A 17,656-nucleotide genomic window follows, 5' to 3' on the forward strand; every position below is an offset into this window, starting at 1 on the left:
GCACGCCCGGCCGCCAACCCGCGTTTCCTGTGGTCGCGCGCGCACGGCTGGGCCCATCGACGCAAATGACGGCGTCGTGGTCCTACCGCTCAGCGCTTGCCACACCTCCCGGAACGCGTGTCGAGTCGGGAGAGCAGCAGGACCTCCGCATCGCATGTCGAGACGGGAGCACGGCAAGACCCCCGGCAGCCGCAACCGCCGAGCCGGGGAGACGGCACGAACCTCCCGCACCGCGTGTCGAGGTGGAAGACGAAACGCAATATCCCCAGGCATCGCGCGCCGGTGGCGGGGGTGAAACGGCAAGGCCTTCCGCAGCGCTCGCCGAGGCGGCAGGATGCAAGATCACTGGATCGGCCGACCCAGTGCGGCAGTGAGCAGCAGCAAAGATCCCCGCGTCGCAGCGGGAGATCGGCACGACCCCCGCCAACGCTTTGCCGAAGCGGGGTACCAGCAGGACCTCCGCATCGCGGGGCGAAACGGGGAGCGGCACCTGACCCTCCCGGGCGACGCCTCCCGCGGCGCGGAGCGGGCACGACCTCCCGGATCGCACGTCGAAGCGGGAGCACCCGCGGGCCGCCCGGCCACCGCACATCGAAAACGGGCCCGGCCCCGGACCTAACGAGGGAAGGAATCCATTGAGCGACACCACCGACGTCACGTCGGATGTCTCCACCGACCGCGCCGCGGTCGAGGCCGACGGCGCCGAGGCCGGCGCGACGCGTCGGCGGCGCTCGGGAACGGGGTTGGCCGGCATGCTGCTTCCCGAGCTGCAGAGCCTCGCCGCCTCGTTGGGCATCTCCGGCACGGCGCGCATGCGCAAGGGCGAGCTCGTCACCGCCATCCAGGAGCGTCAGGCGGGCGAGTCTCGTCCGGCCGCCGCCGAGGCCAAGGCCACCGCCCCGGCCCGGACCAGCCGTGCCCGCAGCACCGAGGCGCGCGCCGAGGCCCCCGAGGCGGAGTGGCCGTCGGCCACCGAGGTGACCGAGACTCCGGCCCGTACCCCTCGTCGGGCCACCCGGGCCGCCGGGCCGCCGGAGCCGCGGGCCGCGCGTGAGGAGGCCGCCGCCGAGCCGGCCGCGGCCGAGGCACCCGCCACCGAGCGGGCCGAGCGCTCCAGCCGCTCCGAGCGCGCCACCGAGCGGGCCGAGCGGGGCACGACCGAGCGCGCCGAGCGCGGCACCACCGAGCGGGCCGAGCGCGGGACCACCGAGCGTGCGGAGCGCGGCGACCGCGCCGAGCGGGCCGAGCGCACGGAGCGGGCCGACCGTTCCGAGCGGGCCGACCGTACTGAGCGGGCCGACCGCACCGACCGGGCCGAGCGCACCGAGCGGGGCGACCGCGCGGACCGCAGCGAGCGCGGTGACCGCGGTGACCGGGCGGAGCGCGGCGAGCGCAACGACCGCGCCGACCGGGCCGAGCGGGGCGACCGCACCGAGCGGGCCGAGCGCAACGGCGCCGACCGGGGCGACCGCACCGACCGGACCGACCGCGGCGACCGCAACCAGCGCGGTGGCGGCGGGTTCGAGGACGACGGCGACGACGACGGCACCGGCCGTCGCGGGCGGCGCAGCCGGTTCCGCGACCGCCGCCGGGGTCGCGACCGCGACGGTGCCGAGGCCCCGAGCGGCGGGCGGGGCGGCAACGAGCCGCAGGTCAACGAGGACGACGTCCTCGTGCCGGTCGCGGGCATCCTCGACGTGCTGGACAACTACGCGTTCGTGCGCACCACCGGCTACCTGTCCGGCTCGAACGACGTCTACGTCGCCATGTCGCAGGTGAAGCGGTACGGCCTGCGTCGCGGCGACGCGGTCACCGGTGCGGTGCGCCAGCCGCGCGACGGCGAGCAGCGGCGGGACAAGTACAACCCGCTGGTGCGCCTGGACACGGTCAACGGGATGGACCCGGAGGAGGCCAAGCGCCGCCCCGAGTTCTACAAGCTCACCCCGCTGTACCCGCAGGACCGCCTCCGGCTGGAGACCGAGCCGCACATCCTGACCACGCGCGTCATCGACCTGGTGATGCCGATCGGCAAGGGCCAGCGCGCGCTCGTCGTGTCGCCCCCGAAGGCCGGCAAGACCATGGTGCTGCAGGCGATCGCCAACGCGATCACCCGCAACAACCCCGAGTGCCACCTCATGGTCGTGCTGGTCGACGAGCGGCCCGAAGAGGTCACCGACATGCAGCGCTCGGTGAAGGGCGAGGTCATTGCCTCGACCTTCGACCGGCCGCCGACGGACCACACCACGGTCGCGGAGCTGTCCATCGAGCGCGCCAAGCGCCTGGTGGAACTCGGCCACGACGTCGTCGTGCTGCTCGACTCGATCACCCGGCTCGGCCGCGCGTACAACAACGCGTCGCCCGCCTCCGGGCGCATCCTGTCCGGTGGTATCGACTCGACGGCGCTGTACCCGCCGAAGCGCTTCCTCGGAGCCGCCCGCAACATCGAGAACGGCGGCTCGCTGACCATCATCGCCACGGCGCTGGTCGAGACCGGCTCCACCGGTGACACGGTCATCTTCGAGGAGTTCAAGGGCACCGGCAACGCCGAGCTCAAGCTCGACCGGAAGATCGCCGACCGGCGCATCTTCCCGGCGATCGACATCGACCCGTCCAGCACGCGCAAGGAGGAGATCCTCCTCGCGCCGGACGAGCTCGCGATCGTCATCAAGCTGCGCAAGGTGCTGCACGCGCTCGACTCCCAGGAGGCGCTCAACCTCCTGCTGGACCGGCTCAAGAAGACCCGGACCAACGTCGAGTTCCTGATGCAGATCGCGCAGACGACGCCGGGCGAGTAGGCCCGGCTCGACCGAGCATCGACCTTGAACGCCCCCGGAGCGCTTGCTCCGGGGGCGTTCGGGTATCAGGGCCGCATGAGTCGCAGATCATTGAGGCGTGGCATGAAGGTCCGCTGGAGCTCGCACGGCCAGACGGTCAAGGGCACCGTCGAGCGCAAGATCACCAAGCGCACCAAGGCCGCGGGCCGTTCCGTCGCCGCGAGCCCCGACGAGCCGCAGTACGTCGTGCGCAGCGACAAGACCGGCCGGGAAGCCGTACACAAGCCGGAAGCACTGAGCTGAGCTCAGCCCCGGATCTCCGTCGAGGGGTCCGGGGGGTCGATGATCTCGAAGATCTCGACCAGGCCGCTGGTGCGCAGCAGGCGGTAGACGCCGGGCCCCGGGCTGCCCAGCACGACGGGCACGCCGGCGCCCTTGGCGTACTTGTACCCGCTGATCAGCACCCCCAGCGCGCTGGAGTCCATGAAGGACACCGCGCCCAGGTCGATCACCACACGGGCCGGGCGGCCGTCGACCGCGCGCACGATCGCCGCGCGCAGGGCCGGCGCGTTGGCCACGTCGACCTCGCCCTGGACGCCGAGCACCGCGTCGCCGTGGAGGTCGCGCACGACCCGGATTGATGGTTGCGCCACGTATCGAGTATCGGGCGTCCCGCCCGGACCGGCCATCGGGGCCATGAATCCGACCTTTCGCACGCAAGACCCGCCATGCTCATAGACAGGCGTACAAACCCCAACGCATGCGCGGGTTTTCAGTGACGCTTCTCTGGCGTACGGTCACACAGATCGGAGTGGACGCCCCAGCCGAGCCGGTCGGCCTCGGCGCCGCGGACGAAGGGTAGGCGCGGCCTTGAGCACGCTTGGCTGGTCCGTCCTGACGGCGATGGCCGGAGCGCTGCGGGGCGACGGCGACCGTCAGGACCTGTCGTCGCTGCGTACCGCCCTGGAGTCCGAGCTCGGCCTGCCGCTGGACGGGCCGCCGGCGACCGAACCCGAGACGTTCCTGCGCCAGTGCGAGACCATTCCCGGCGCCCTGCACGTGCTCGCCGACCTCCTCGGCGACGAGGGCTTCCGGGCGCAGGTGCGAGCGGTGCCGGTACCACTGCTGCAGCCGAAGGAACGGCGAGCCCTGCTGGCCCTCATGACCCGCGCCGCGCACCTGCCGGTCGCGGGACCCTATCGCGCGGCGGTCGGTGGCACGGGGCCCGACGGGACCGCCGCCGGCACCGCGCGGGAGCTGCTGCCGCACCTCGAAGGCCTGCTCCGCCCGCCCGAGCGGCCGCCGGCGCTGCTGACCTTCGTGGCCGCGCTGGCCGCCGAGGCCGGGGCCGGACTGCGCGCCGACCTGCGAGCCTGGCTGGAGGCGCACCTGGCACGCACCGGGGCGCCCGCCGACTGGCTGGCCGCGCTGACCCCCGGCGCGGCCGCGCGCGGCTCCCGCACCGTGCTGGTGCTGCGCATCGAGCGGGACTGGCTCGACGAGGGGTACCTGGTCGCCGCGTGGTCGCAGGCCGAGGACGGCGCGCCCGGCATCGGGATCGCCGCCGCCGAGGCCGTGGTGGCCGAGCCGGACCTGCCGGCCGAGGCCGACCGCCTGCTCGCGGCCGTGTTCGCCGGGCACGCCTCCGACGCCAACGACGTGACCGTCGAGTGCATCCTGCCCAAGGCGCTGGGCAACCTCCCGGTCGACCAGTGGCCGGTCGGGGCCGCGTTCGGGGCCGAGCCGCTGCCGCTCGGCGCGCGGCACTCGGTCGTGCTGCGCTCGTGGGAGCGGGGCGTGACGCGGGCGCTGCGGCCGTACTGGACCCGCAAGTCCAAGCGCCTCCGCGGCCACGGGCACCTGAGCGACCCGAAGGCGGTGTTCTTCCTCGACCGGCCCGAGCCGAACCTGGCCGCCCTCGGCGCGCAGCTGTGGGAGGAGCCGCGGATCTGCTTCATGCAGGAGTTCCCGCCCGGCGAGGACCCGACGCTGGCCGCCGACGAGCTCGGCGTGGCGCTGAGCATGGGGCTGCCGGTCGCGGTCTGGTGCCGGCCCGGCTTCGACCCCGACGCCGAGGGCCGGCTCGACGACCTGCTCGACGTGTCCAGCGTGGCCGAGCTGCCGGGCCTGATCCTGCGCCTGCGCCGCGAGGCCGCGCGCGCCCTGGGCGGCGAGCCCCGGCCCGGCCGCCACCTCGCCCTGCTCTGGGACGAGGCCGGCCGCTGGCCCGAGGAGCCCGCGGCCCGCTGGCAGGCCCCCGACGCCGAGGACCGGGGATGAATCTCGAACACCTGCGACCACTGCTGCACCCGGAATCCGGCGCGGGCTTCGAAGAGCTCGCCCTGCTGGTGGACGCCGGCCCGTCGATGCCGCTGTGGGAGCCGACACTCGCCGAGCTGCGCCGCGACCTGGCCGCGCTCGGCGGCCCGGCGGTCACCGAGTATCCGCTCGGGCCCGACCTGCGCCTCCCGCCCGCCCGCCGGCTGGCCCTGGTCGTCACCGACGGCGTGGCAACGGCGTGGGACGGCGCGCTGGGCCCGCTGCTGGAGCGCCTGGGCCGCGAAGGTCCGACGGCGGTTCTCCAGCTTCTGCCGTACCGCATGTGGAGCCGCTCCCGCCCCGCCGTGCACCGCGTCCGCCTGACCGCACCGGCCCCCGCCGCCGCCAACGCCGACCTGCGCGTGGAGGCGCCCGACGGCCGCTTCGACCCCGCCCGCGCGGGCGTCGCCATCCCGGTGCTCGAACTCACCCCGCGCTGGCTCGGCCCGTGGGCGTCCCTGGTCGCCGGGACCGCGACCGCGCCCGTGCCCGGGGCCGCACTGTTCACCGGCCGCCCGGTCGAGGAGCCGGCCGACGACGAGCCCGCGCCGCGCACGCCCCCGAGCGCCGAGCGGCGGGTCCGGGTGTTCCGCGCCTCCGCCTCGCCGACCGCGTACCGGCTGGCCGGGCTGCTGGCCGCCGCCCCGCTCACCCTGCCGCTGATGCGCCACGTCGCGGCCGAGCTGCTGCCGGAAGCGAAACCCGAGCACCTGGCCGAGGTCTTCCTGGGCGGCCTGCTGCAGACCCGCGAGGGCTCCGAGTACGAGTTCCGGCCCGGGGTGCGGGAGGCGCTGCTGCCGTCGCTGCACGCCGCCGAAGCTCTGGCCGTGGTGCGGCTGGTGGCGGATCGTCTCGGGCCGGCCGAGCTGGACGCGGCCGTTGTCTCGGGAGATCCCGCAGCGCTGCGGGCGCTTGGGGAGCAGTTCGTGGCGGCGACGGTACCGGTGCTGCGGTCCCTCGGTGGCGCGCACGGCGAGCTGGCCGAGGCCCTCGCCACCCCCGCCGAGACTTCTGGCCCTCTGGCTGGATCTGGCGCGGCGTACGGTAGCGGCAGTGTGACCGAAGTCGATGTTGTGGCCCGGTTCGCCGAGCGGGCCGCCGAGCGCGAGGGGGACGGTCCGACGGGTGGCGGGGCAACGGCCGGGGAGCGGGACGTGCATGTGAAGACGCCGCAGCAGGTGCGCAACGCCGTGCCGCCGCGCAACTCCGGCTTCGTGGGGCGCGACGCGGTCCTCGACGAGATCGGCCGCCGGCTGGAGTCGGGGCTGGTCGCGCTGCTGCCCGACGCCCGGCACTCCCTCGGCGGCACCGGCAAGACGCAGCTGGCCCTGGAGTACTCGCACCGGTACGCGGGGGAGTACGACCTCGTCTGGTGGGTGCCGGCCGAGCAGGTCGCGCCGATGCGGGTCGCCCTGGCCGGGCTGGCGCGCGCCCTCAAGGTGCGGGAGAGCAACGACCTCAACCGGACGCTGCAGGCGCTGCGCGAGACGCTCGAGCGCGGGTCGCAGTACCGACGCTGGCTCTTGATCTTCGACAACGCGAGCCGGCCCGAGGACATCGAGCCCTATCTGCCCCGCGGCACCGGCCACGTGCTCGTCACCTCCCGCAATCCCCGCTGGGCGGACATGGGCCACGCGATCGAGATCGGCGCCTTCACGCGTGCCGAGAGCGTGCTGCTGCTGCGCCGCCGCTCGCCCGCGATCAGCGGCTCGCAGGCCCACACGCTCGCCGCGCGGCTGGGTGACGTGCCGATGGCGATGGAGCAGGCCGCGGCGACCCAGAACGCGACCGGCTGGACGGCCGCGGAGTACGTCGAGCGCTACGACGTGCTGCGCCGGGAGATGGGCGGGACGTCGGAGCGGCCGGAGTACCCGAGCCCGATCGTCGTGACGTGGAACCTCGCCTACGCCGAGCTGGCCGAGCGCAACCCCGGCGCGGCCCGGCTGCTGGACGTGTGCGCGTTCCTGGCCGGGGAGCCGGTGTCGTGGAACGTGCTGTGGGAGAGCCGCGGCGCCGGGCTGCCGGCCCCGCTGGGCTCGCTGGTGCGGGTGGAGAAGGCGCTGCGCACGGCCCTGCGCGAGCTGGACCGGTTCGGGCTGGCCCAGGTCGACCCGGCGCTGCAGTCGGTCCAGGTGCACCGCCTCGGCCAGCTGCTGCTGCTGGAGCGGCTGGGGGTCAAGGAGTACCCGATCTACCAGCAGGCCGCGCACGACGTGCTGACCGCGGCCGACCCGGCGATCCCGGACGACCCGGCCTCGTGGCCGCGCTACGAGGAGCTCAGCGCCCACCTGCTCTACTCGGACCTGCTGGCCGGGGCCACCGACGAGTCCCGCCAGCTGATGCTGCACTACGTGCGGTTCCTGTTCGTGCGGGGCGATCACGACAGCAGCCGTACCGTCGCCCAGCACGCCTACGACCGCTGGCGCCTGACGCTCTCGGACGAGCACGAGGACACGCTCGCCGCGGCGTACCACCTCGCCAACGCGATGCGCGCGGGCGGCGACGCGGCCGAGGCGGCCAAGCTCAACCAGCAGACCCTGGCCACGCTGCGGCGGGTCTTCGGCGACGACGACGAGTCGACCCTGATGACCGCCAACAGCGTCGGCGCCGACCTGCGCCTGCGCGGCGAGTTCGTGGCCGCCCGCAACGTCGACCTGGACAACCTCGACCGGTACCGCCGGCTGTTCGGCGAGGCTTACCCGCGCACCCTGCGCTGCGCCAACAACCTCGCCGTCGACATGCGCCTGCTCGGCGACTTCCGGCAGGCCCGGGTCATCGACGAGCAGACCCTGATGCACCGGCGCCGGGTCCTGCCGCACCCGCACCCGGAGACGCTGTGGTCGCTGATCAGCCTGGCCCACAACCGGTTCGGCCTCGGCGAGCACGAGGTCGCGATCGAGATCCTGACCGACGAGCTCCCGCTGCACGCGGACGCGTTCGGCGAGGACCACCCGGGCGTGCTGACCGGCCGGCGGTACCTGGCGATGGCCCTGCGCCGCGGCGGCGCCTACGCGCGGGCGCGCAAGGAGGCCGAGGCCGCGATGGCACTCTGGCTGGAGAAGTACGGCGACCACAGCGCCGACACCCTCTCGGCCGTGCTGACCTACGCCAACTGCGTCCGCGCGGGCGGCGAGTTCGCGACGTCGCGCGCGGCGGCCCAGCAGGCGGCCGACGGGTTCACCGCGATTCTCGGCGAGCGGCACCCGTTCACCCACGCCGCCCAGGCGGCCCTGGCCGCGGCGCTGCGCGCGGAGGGCGACCCGGGCGCGGCGGCCGACCTCGACCGGCACGCGCTCGTCGGACTGGCCCACTCCGTCGGCGCCGAGCACCCGTTCTCGGTCGCCTGCGCCATCGGGTACGCGTCGGACCTGGCGCTGTCCGGGCAGTCGGCGGGCGCGGTGATCGCGTCGCGGGACACGGTGCGGGTGGCGCAGGCCTATGGGGCGCAGCATCCGGCGCTGTTGGTGGCGGCCTTCAACCACGCGCTTGACGTGCGGGCGGCGCATCCGGCGGGCGATGACCGGGGGACGGTTGGGGCGGCGGCGGAGGCGTTGCGGAGGCGGCTCGGGGACACACATCCGGCGACGTTGACCGCTTTTGCTGGGCGGCGGTTGGAGTTCGACATCGAGCTGCCAGCGACGTGATTGCTGTGTCTAACGGGTAGCGGAAGGTCTCAGCACTGTAGGGCGCCTTGGCAGTGGGGTTTTCACAACCCTCTGGGGCTGGACGGGCGCTGGAAGGTCTCGGCACTGTGTGGGCGACTTGGTAGCGGGGTTTTCACAACCTCCTGGGGCTGGACGGGCACTGGAAGGTCTCAGCACTGTGTGGGCGACTTGGTAGCGGGGTTTTCACAACCTCCTGGGGCTGGACGGGCACTGGAAGGTCTCAGCACTGTGTGGGCGACTTGGTAGCGGGGTTTTCACAACCCTCTGGGGCTGGACGGGCACTGAAAGGTCTCAGCACTGTATGGGCGCCTTGGCAGCGGGGTTTTCCGTCGAATGTCCTGAAAAGCGGTGGGGGAGCTCCGCTCCACCCACACCCCCTCAACACCGCACCGGGTCCTACCAGCGGCAGCAGTTCTGTGGTAGCGCCTAGGCGGGGGTGTGGGGCGTGGCGGGCTTTGTTCTTAGGTTGCGTGTGCTGCGCGGTGGGCGGCGAGGGTGGCCAGGGCCTGGCGGTGGGCGTTGGCTGGGACGGGGTCCGGTAGCCAGGAGTCGAGGCGGGTGCGCATGCCGTCGACCAGGCGGCGGCCGGGTGGGCTCAGGGCGTCGGAGGTGTGCAGGGTGTCCAGTGTGGACGCGACCGCGAGGCGCCAGCGGGTGAACTCGACGGCGGAGAGGGCGTCGGCGGTGCGGTGGTACTCGGTGCGCCAGAAGTCGGCGATCGCGAGGTGGGCGTAGCAGCCGTGCAGCAGTGCGCCGGGTGGGCGGGGGTCGGTGCGCCAGGGGGCGTAGTAGCGGCGCGCGGGTGCGTCGGGGCGCAGCATGTCGTGGAACAGCAGCAGGGCGTTGAGCTTGCCGTGCTGCTGCTCGTGGACCAGCCCGGCGGCCAGGCGGCGGGGGTCGGGCGGGCGGGCCAGCGCGGCCGCGCCGAACGCGTCGCGGGACGTGGCGCTGCGGCCGGGCGCGGCCAGGGGGACCACCGAGGTCAGGCAGCGGGCCATCGACCGGACGTGCCAGGGGTGGTGCTCGGCCAGCAGGTCGCCGGCCGTCGCCGCGTCCGTGCGCCAGGCGGCGGCCTCGGCGGGGGAGAGGCGGTCGGCGAGCGGAAGGTCGTAGACGCCGCGGTACGGGTCGAGGTCGTCCAGCGCCAGCCGCAGCGGCCCCACGTGCAGGCGGCGCAGCCCGAGCCAGCCCGGCGCGTCCTGGGTCGGGTCGGCGGGGACGGCGACGGGGCCGACGGCCAGCCGGCCCGCGGTGACGGTCACCGTGGCGTCGTCGTCGGTCAGCGCGGTGCCCAGGGCCGGGATCGGCAGCGGGCCCGGCGCGGACCACGTCGCGTCCAGGCCGGCGGCGACGGCGGCCGCCGCGGCCAGGCCGTGGAGGTGGTGCAGGTCGGACCGGGTCGGCGCGCCGGTCAGGCAGTGCAGCGCCCAGGCGCCGACCTGCGGGTGCGCCAGGACGGCCCGGGTCGCTGCCGGGTCCCTGGTGTCCGCCTCGGCCAGCACCCGCGCGGCCGCGGGGGCCACGGCGCGGGCGCGGTGGGCGACCTCGCGGACCAGCAGGACGTGCTTGGTGACCTGGCCCGCGCGCAGGGTGTCCAGGACCTGGTCGCTCCCGCGCCCGGTGGCCAGGTCGTCGAGTTCGGCCGGGCCGATGGCCAGGGGGCCGCTCAAAGGCTCGAGTTGAAGCCGGCGACCGTTTCGTGGGGCTCGTCGACCTCGCTCAGCACCCGGCGGATGGTGTGAGCCAGCACACCGTCGCCCAGCGCGGCCAGGCGGGCGGGGTCGCGGAACGCATCGAGGATCGACTCGTTACGCAGCGCATCCAGATTGGGTGAACCGGAGCCGGGCGAGCTGTCCGGATTGCCGGAAAGGTCGGTCAATACCGCGTACAGCCGGTCCGGGTTGTCCGATTTGCTGCCATCCCCCACAAGGCCTGCCTTCACTGGGCGTCACCCATGTCTATCATCCGCGGCGACCTTCCGCGCGCCCGCGCCGAGCGTCGCGGCGCGAGGATTGTGCACGAACGTCCGAGCCCGCGGCAATCGACAGGCGTCGCCGCGGGCTCTTCGTGCCAAATTTGGCCTCCGGAAAGCTTCGATGGCCAGCACTGGGCGGTTCGTCCCCACACGATCCTTAGACGCGCCGGGACCCCGAAAGGAACCAAGGCGGCACAGAACAAGGAGCGGGATCAGAAGTCGCCCTCGGCCACCTGGAAGACGGTCAGGCCGAGGTCGCGCCACATCCGCACGACCTGCATGCGGTCGTCGAAGACACCGATCACGTGGTACCGGCTGCGGATCTCCTTCTCGAAGATTTCGCCCTTCACCACGGAGTCGCGGCGCTGATCGCCGAACTCGCGCATGAACAGGGCGCGGTAGGGCACGCCCACGTGCTCGGCCAGCCATGCCTCCGTCGCCTCGCGGGCGTCGTCGCTGCGGCCCGAGCAGAAGACGATCTCGTGGCCGGCCGCGTGCATGGCGCGCACGGCCGCGATGACCGGCTCGTTCGGGCGATCCTCGGAAACCCTTCCCATGTCGTACGGGCTGCGGCCGGACATCAGCGCCACCGTCCCGTCGATGTCCACCAGGACCGCCCGCGGAGCGTCCGGCGGCGGCTCGTAGGCGGCGGCGTGGGTCTCGTCCAGCACCGGCAGGGGCAGCGGCAGTGGGCGGCCGGCCAGGTACCGCTGGTGCATGTTGCGGATCACCGCCTCCCCGACCTGCCCGTCGCCGGTGCGCAGGGCGTCGCGGCGCACGCACTCGTCGACCGGCACGTCGGTGAAGTCGCGCACCACGAAGTGCGCCTTGCACCGCGCGGCCAGCTCGGCGAACTCGCGCACCACGCGGCCGCGCAGGTTGGTGTCGTCGCAGACCACGTCCGCGCCCGCGCGCAGCAGCGCCTCGACCGCGGCGTGGTGCGCGGCCGTGACCTCGCGCTCGGCCCGGCCGCGCAGCCGCTCGTCGGCGACCGGGCCGCCGTGCATCATGCGGCGCAGGTCGTCGCGGTTGACCCGGGTCAGGTGCCGCTGCTCCTTGGCCCAGGTGGTCTTGCCCGACGCGGGCAGGCCCCGCGTGATCGTCAGCGTCGCCACCTACGCGACCTCCCCCTCGTCGTCCCGCGGCGTGGCGAGCGCCGGGCGCGCCTGCTGCCACAGCAGGGCGCTGTAGTCCTTGCCGTCCAGGCGCAGGAACAGGCACCCGCGCCGCGGGCTCTTCGCCACCGCCAGCGCGAAGTCCTTGCGCGTCCAGCCGTCCGGCAGGCCGACCACGACCTGCGCGTACTCCCGCTCCACATCGGCCGCCAGCGCCTGCACCGAAGCCGTCAGGCCGGCCGCGATGTCCACGGCCCACGCGTGGAACTCGTCGGGCAGCGGCTCCAGCAGCTCGTCGAGGCCGTCGGCGAGCATCGCCTCCCACACGACGCGCGCGTTGAGGCCGGTGACGATCCGGTGCAGCCGCACGTACTCGGAGTACTTGATCTTCACCCGGGTGTCGGGCACCGTGAAGTGCACGACCAGCCCCTCGCGGTTGTCGCGGGGCGGGGCGGCGAGGGCCTCGGCCAGCGTGGCGTACCCGAACGACTCCACCGCCGGCCCCGGCCAGCCCGGCACCGCGGACGGCCCGTGGCTGCGCCCGGTCGCGATGTCCACCGCGCCGAGCAGGACCAGGTCGTCCAGGTCGCCGTAGTCCAGCACGATCCGGTTGCCGGGGTAGATGATCTCGAACAGCAGGGTCAGGCCGGCGGGCGGCTCGAAGCGGCCGGCGTACCGGCGACGCCACAGCTTGGTCGCGTGCCGGGCCTGCTCGGAGTCGAAGGAGCCGCGGGTGGCCAGCGCCCAGCCGTCCGGCGTCGGGAACAGGACACCCAGGGAGCCGTCGGCCTTGTCGGTGACCGCCACCGGGCCGTCGAGGTCCAGCGCGGGCGCGCCGGGCTGGCCGTGGTTGAAGAACTTCGCGAACGGCCGCGCGAGCACCCGCCCGTCGCGGGACACGACGAGGCCGCGGCACGCCAGGGTGGCCGCGTTCCACACGCCCTCGTACTGCGTCTTCTCGGTGTAGTTGTGGATCACCAGCGGCAGCGACGGGTGGATCTGGGTGCGGATGTACCCGCCGGTGACCATGTCGGCCAGCAGCGCCGGATCGCAGAGTTCATCGATGTGGATGTTCATAGCGCGGTACAGCGTAGGTGAGCCGCGCTCGGGAATACGATCGGTTTCCGCGTGGTTGAAGGGGCTGGTCGGGAAAGCCAGGAAGGCACATGGCAGACTTGACCGACGGCCATCACCGGTTCCGGTTCACGCCAGCGACACACGGCGACCCGGCGACCACCGACGAAAGGACCACGGCCATGAAGCCGGACATTCACCCGCAGTACGCGACCACCGAGGTCACCTGCTCCTGCGGCAACTCCTTCACCACCCGCAGCACCGCCAAGGGCGGTCAGATCCACGTGGAGACGTGCTCCGTCTGCCACCCGTTCTACACGGGCAAGCAGCGCGTGCTCGACACCGCGGGCCGGGTCGCGAAGTTCCAGCAGAAGTACGCGAAGGTCCAGGCCAAGAAGGCCGCCAAGTAGCTGCGTTTCCGGCGCCCGCTCCGCGTCCCCTCCTGGGGTCCGCGGGCGGGCGCCGATTCTGTGTCCGGACACTTCGCGCACTTCGCCACCAGGAGGGGACATGACCGCCGACAACCGGCTCGCCACGCTGTTGGCGGAGTACCAGGAGCTCGAGCAGAAGCTCGCCGACCCGAGCATCCACGCCGACCAGGCGCTGGCCCGCAAGACCGGCCGCCGCTTCGCCGAGCTGTCCCCGATCGCCAAGACCGCCGGTGAGCTCACGCAGACCCGCGAGGACCTGGCCGCCGCACGCGAGCTGGCCGCCGAGGACGCCGCGTTCGCCGCCGAGGCCGACGAGCTGGCCGAGCGCATCCCCACCCTGGAGGAGCGCCTCGCCGAACTGCTCGCGCCGCGCGACCCCAACGACGCCAAGGACGTGATCCTGGAGGTCAAGGCGGGCGAGGGCGGCGAGGAGTCGGCGCTGTTCGCCGGCGACCTGCTGCGGATGTACCAGCGCTACGCCGAGCGGCACGGCTGGGTCACCGAGGTGCTCGACTCGCAGGAGTCGGACCTCGGCGGGTTCAAGGACGTCGCCATCGCGATCAAGACCCGCGGCATCCCCGACGGCGGCAACGGCGTCTGGTCGCGGCTGAAGTGGGAGGGCGGCGTGCACCGCGTCCAGCGGGTGCCGGCCACCGAGTCGCAGGGCCGCATCCACACCTCCGCGGCCGGCGTGCTGGTCACCCCGGAGGCGGAGGAGGCCGGCGACGTCGAGATCGACCAGAACGACCTGCGCATCGACGTGTTCCGCTCGTCCGGGCCGGGCGGGCAGAGCGTCAACACGACCGACTCAGCGGTGCGGATCACCCACCTGCCGACCGGGATCGTGGTCTCCTGCCAGAACGAGCGCTCGCAGCTGCAGAACAAGGACCGCGCGATGCGGATGCTGCACGCCAAGCTCGTCGCCCTCGCGGAGGAGCAGGCGGCCGCGGCGGCCGGGGACGCGCGGCGCTCCCAGGTTCGTACGGTCGACCGATCCGAGCGCATCCGAACGTACAACTTTCCGCAGAACCGGATCTCGGACCACCGCATCGGTTACACGGCGTACAACCTGGACCTGGCCCTCGGCGGCGACATCGACAGCGTTCTCGATGCCCTGGCCGAGGCCGACCGCAAGGCCCGCCTCGCCGGTGAAGACCAGCTCAGCCGAGGGTGACGGGCGTCTAACGCCGACGTCACATTCCGGAAACGGTGCAGGGGGACCCTGGTCTCGGGTAGCGTTCACGCGGAACCGAACGGCACCCAGCGTGATCACCGCCACACCCCGGGAGGGATGCCATGTCGTCGCCATCGACCCCAGTCGACATCTCCGCGGCCCCGCGCGCCGTGGTGAGCACCGCCGCCGAACTGATCTACCGCGTCGGCCGCTCGGTGCTCGGCGCCGACAAGGTCCCGACGGCCAAGGCGAACGCTTGGGCGGCTGTGTGCGCCGACCAGGAACGCGCCAGAATCCGCGAGGAGAACGCGCGCATTACGCTGGCGCGCTAGCGCCGTCGCGGGTTGTTCTAGCTCTGTCGCGGGGATTGGTCTGGTGCGCTAGCACCGTTGCGGGGATTGTTCCGGTGCGTTAGCACCGTAAAGTCTGCACTCTGGTGCGCTAGCACCGTAAGGTCTGCGCTGTATGGGCGCCTTGGCGGCGGGGTTGGACCGTCGAATGTCCTGAAAAGCGGTGGGGGAGCTCCGCTCCACCCACACCCCCTCAAAACCGCACCGGGGTCTACGGCGCGAGACCGCACCCGGGTCTTCGGGTCAAAACCGCACCGGGGTTTACGGCTGAAAACCGCACCGGGGTTTATGGCTGAAAACCGCACCGGGGTTTATGGCTGAAAACCGCACCGGGGTTTACGAGGCGGCGCGGGGGCGTGGGGTTTTCGCGCTCAGCATGGCGTGGTCGGCGGCCTCGAAGGCCTCCGAGACGGTTTGGAAGTCTTCGCCGTTGAGGCCGGCCCAGCCGATGGTCACGCCGACGGGGGTGCCCGGCACCAGGGACTGCCAGTCCTCGCCGGCGACGGCGGACTCGATGCGCCGGGAGATTTCGTGGGCCTCGCCCGGTGAGGTGGTCGGCAGGACCACCACGAACTCGTCGCCGCCGTAGCGGGCCACGAAGTCGCCCTTGCGCATGACGCGGTTCAGCACGCCCGCCACTCGTTGTAGCACCAGGTCGCCCGACAGGTGGCCGTGGACCGTGTTCACCTGCTTGAAGCCGTCCAGGTCGCACACGCCGAGGGCCGCGTGGCCGCCCGCCTCCACCAGCTTGGTGACGTGCTCCTCGAGGTAGCGCCGGTTCGGCAGGCCGGTCAGCGGGTCGGTCTGCGCCTCGCCGCGGTGGAAGTCGACCGTGCGCACCAGGTCCTCGCGGTCCAGCAGGGCGGCGACGCCGTCCACGAACAGGTCGCGCATCAGCTCCAGCTGCGTGTTGGCGGCCTGGTAGGCGATCCGGTCCGCGTGGTACGCCGCGCGGTAGTCGCCCGCCCCCAGGTGCGCCAGGGCCCGCAGCCGCAGCAGCTCGGCCGGGCCCAGCGACTCCTCGCTGACGTTGGCCGTCTCCAGCCGGGCCACCGCCTCGATCGGGCGCCGCTCGGTGATCGCCTCGCAGGCCGCGGCGAACGTGCGGAAGTCCCGGGCACGGGTGGACAGGCCGGCCGACTCCAGCAGCGGCCACGGGTCGACGGAGGGCGGGGCGGCGCCGAGGGTGCCCAGCCGTACCGCCGCATAGCCCATGGCCCCGCGGGCGATCGGGCGCATCCGGGCCACCTCGTCGGCCGCGACCCGGCGCTCCAGGTCGGTGGCGATGTCGCGCAGGATGCGCAGGCAGCCCTCGCTGTCCCCGCGGTGGTCGAGGTCGACGGCGAGGCGCAGCCGGATCTGCGGTGCGGCGAAATCCGTGCCCGCCGTCGGTACCCCCACCTCGACCGCGACCGCGCGCGCCTTCTCCATCGCGGAGAAGGCGTGGCCGTGGAAGCCGGTGTAGGAGTACGCCATCGCGAGGTTGTACCAGCCCCAGGCCGTCGTCTCGTTGAGCAGTTCGACCGCGCCGAGCGCGCGGGAGCCGTGCACGAGCGCGCGGACGCAGTGGTCCAGCGAGCCGGCCCGCACGGCGACGATCGCGGCGAGGGCCTGCAGCTCGCCGTACTGCCCCGGGTCCTGCAGGTGGCGCGCGGCGGCCAGGCCGGCGTCCAGCGCGGCGGCGTACTCCTCCGGCCGCCCCAGGTTGATCAGCGTGATGAGCCGGAGCTTCAGCGCCTCGACCCGCTCCGCCGGCGTCTGGTCGCCCGCGAGCACCCGCTCGACGACCGTCATGGCCTCGCCGAGGCGATCGTCGAAGATGAGCCGCCGCGCGCGCGTCAGCTCCGACGTGCGGTCGCCCACCGCCATCCGGGCCCCCTTTCGGCGCGCCTCATGATTATGGGGTGCACCGCCTCGAAGATGACACGCCGGAACATGAGTTGCCCACGCTTCTTTCGTCCGCCACCGCCGCACTGGCCGCGGCCGGCGTCGCCTCGCCCCGGGTCGACGCCGAGCTCCTGGCCGCCCACGTGCTCGGCGTGCCCCGCTCCCGGCTGCTGACCGCGCGGATGCGGGCCGGGCAGGCCGCGGCGCTGGACGAGCTGGTGCGGCGCCGCGCCGGACGCGTACCGCTGCAGCACATCCTCGGCACCGCGCCGTTCTGGGGGCTGGAGCTCGCGGTCGGCCCGGGCGTGTTCATCCCCCGCTTCGAGACCGAGCTGCTGGTGGAGTGGGGCCTCAAGCAGCCCGGGTCCGTCGTCGTCGACCTGTGCAGCGGCTCGGGCGCGATCGCCGTGTCCTTCGCCACACAGCGCGCGGGCGCGTCCGTCGCCGCCGTCGAGCGCTCGCCGGCCGCGCTGGAGTGGCTGCGGCGCAACGTGGCCGCGCACGCGCCCGCCGTCCGGGTGGTGGCCGGCGACATCGCCGATCCGGCCGTGCTGGCCGACCTCGACGGGACGGTCGACCTGGTGCTGTGCAACCCGCCGTACGTGCCGGACGCCGCGCCGGTCGACGTCGAGGTGGCCGAGCACGACCCGCGCGAGGCGGTCTTCGCCGGCGCCGACGGGCTCGACCTGATGCCCGCGGTCGCGCGCACCGCCGCGCGGCTGCTGCGCCCGGGCGGCCGGCTCGGCATCGAGCACGACGACACCCAGGGCGAGTCGCTGCCGGCCCTGCTGCGCGCGACCGGCCACTACGACGACTGCCAGGACCACCCGGACCTGGCCGGACGGCCCCGATTCACCACCGCGACGCGACGGGCGGCCTCATGAACCGAGCC

Annotated in this window: 14 protein-coding genes; 8 read left to right on the forward strand and 6 right to left on the reverse strand. The window is 73.5% G+C overall.

What is annotated here, in order from left to right:
• Window positions 1-635: 635 nt before the first annotated feature.
• Window positions 636-2,795, forward strand: a complete 2,160-nt coding sequence (gene rho / locus ACQP00_RS06440) for a transcription termination factor Rho (RefSeq protein ID WP_433215740.1) — start codon at window positions 636-638, stop codon at window positions 2,793-2,795.
• 102 nt (window positions 2,796-2,897) lie between these two features.
• Window positions 2,898-3,077: a DUF2945 domain-containing protein gene (locus ACQP00_RS06445; protein WP_433215743.1), complete on the forward strand. Its 180-nt coding sequence runs from the start codon at window positions 2,898-2,900 to the stop codon at window positions 3,075-3,077.
• Between the two features lie 2 nt (window positions 3,078-3,079).
• On the opposite strand, the gene ACQP00_RS06450 is transcribed toward ACQP00_RS06445, so the two are convergent.
• The gene (locus tag ACQP00_RS06450) at window positions 3,080-3,427 is read right to left on the reverse strand and encodes an STAS domain-containing protein (protein ID WP_433215746.1); all 348 of its coding nucleotides are present in this window, start codon (window positions 3,425-3,427) and stop codon (window positions 3,080-3,082) included.
• 217 nt (window positions 3,428-3,644) lie between these two features.
• Between ACQP00_RS06450 and ACQP00_RS06455 the strand changes: the two genes are divergently transcribed.
• Together ACQP00_RS06455 and fxsT are read left to right on the forward strand one after the other, a co-directional pair.
• On the forward strand, window positions 3,645-5,054 hold the full coding sequence (locus ACQP00_RS06455) for a hypothetical protein (protein WP_433215749.1): 1,410 nt from the start codon (window positions 3,645-3,647) through the stop codon (window positions 5,052-5,054).
• Window positions 5,051-8,737 (forward strand): FxSxx-COOH system tetratricopeptide repeat protein, encoded by a 3,687-nt coding sequence (gene fxsT / locus ACQP00_RS06460; protein WP_433215752.1) that lies wholly within the window; start codon window positions 5,051-5,053, stop codon window positions 8,735-8,737. Before ACQP00_RS06455 ends, fxsT begins: the two co-directional genes overlap by 4 nt.
• Before the next feature lie 482 nt (window positions 8,738-9,219).
• Here the strand turns inward: fxsT and ACQP00_RS06465 are convergent, their stop codons facing one another.
• The 4 genes from ACQP00_RS06465 to ACQP00_RS06480 form a co-directional block, all read right to left on the reverse strand.
• A complete protein-coding gene (locus ACQP00_RS06465; protein WP_433215755.1) occupies window positions 9,220-10,428 on the reverse strand; it encodes an aKG-HExxH-type peptide beta-hydroxylase in 1,209 nt (402 codons plus the stop codon).
• Window positions 10,425-10,700, reverse strand: a complete 276-nt coding sequence (fxsA, locus tag ACQP00_RS06470; RefSeq protein ID WP_433215758.1) for an FxSxx-COOH cyclophane-containing RiPP peptide — start codon at window positions 10,698-10,700, stop codon at window positions 10,425-10,427. The genes ACQP00_RS06465 and fxsA overlap by 4 nt, the downstream gene beginning before the upstream one ends.
• A gap of 245 nt (window positions 10,701-10,945) precedes the next feature.
• The gene (locus ACQP00_RS06475) at window positions 10,946-11,848 is read right to left on the reverse strand and encodes an AAA family ATPase (protein WP_433215761.1); all 903 of its coding nucleotides are present in this window, start codon (window positions 11,846-11,848) and stop codon (window positions 10,946-10,948) included.
• Window positions 11,849-12,925, reverse strand: coding sequence for an RNA ligase (locus tag ACQP00_RS06480; RefSeq protein WP_433215764.1), 1,077 nt, complete (start codon window positions 12,923-12,925; stop codon window positions 11,849-11,851).
• A 179-nt stretch (window positions 12,926-13,104) separates the two neighbouring features.
• Here ACQP00_RS06480 and rpmE point away from each other — a divergent pair, with 179 nt between their 5' ends.
• The 3 genes from rpmE to ACQP00_RS06495 all read left to right on the forward strand — a co-directional run bounded on the left by rpmE (window position 13,105) and on the right by ACQP00_RS06495 (window position 14,859).
• Window positions 13,105-13,332 carry a 50S ribosomal protein L31 gene (rpmE, locus tag ACQP00_RS06485; protein ID WP_433057120.1) on the forward strand — a complete coding sequence of 76 codons (228 nt, stop codon included), beginning with the start codon at window positions 13,105-13,107 and terminating at the stop codon, window positions 13,330-13,332.
• Window positions 13,333-13,432: 100 nt separating this feature from the next.
• Window positions 13,433-14,527, forward strand: a complete 1,095-nt coding sequence (prfA, locus tag ACQP00_RS06490; RefSeq protein ID WP_433215767.1) for a peptide chain release factor 1 — start codon at window positions 13,433-13,435, stop codon at window positions 14,525-14,527.
• Window positions 14,528-14,649: 122 nt separating this feature from the next.
• A complete protein-coding gene (locus tag ACQP00_RS06495; protein ID WP_433215769.1) occupies window positions 14,650-14,859 on the forward strand; it encodes a hypothetical protein in 210 nt (69 codons plus the stop codon).
• A gap of 354 nt (window positions 14,860-15,213) precedes the next feature.
• On the opposite strand, the gene ACQP00_RS06500 is transcribed toward ACQP00_RS06495, so the two are convergent.
• Window positions 15,214-16,746, reverse strand: a complete 1,533-nt coding sequence (locus ACQP00_RS06500; RefSeq protein ID WP_433215772.1) for a diguanylate cyclase domain-containing protein — start codon at window positions 16,744-16,746, stop codon at window positions 15,214-15,216.
• Window positions 16,747-16,817: 71 nt separating this feature from the next.
• On the opposite strand from ACQP00_RS06500, the gene prmC reads away from it, so the two are divergent.
• Window positions 16,818-17,648, forward strand: coding sequence for a peptide chain release factor N(5)-glutamine methyltransferase (prmC, locus tag ACQP00_RS06505; protein ID WP_433215775.1), 831 nt, complete (start codon window positions 16,818-16,820; stop codon window positions 17,646-17,648).
• Window positions 17,649-17,656 lie beyond the last annotated feature (8 nt).

The sequence above is a fragment of the Dactylosporangium sp. CS-047395 genome, from assembly GCF_050942185.1.
Lineage (GTDB): Bacteria > Actinomycetota > Actinomycetes > Mycobacteriales > Micromonosporaceae > Dactylosporangium.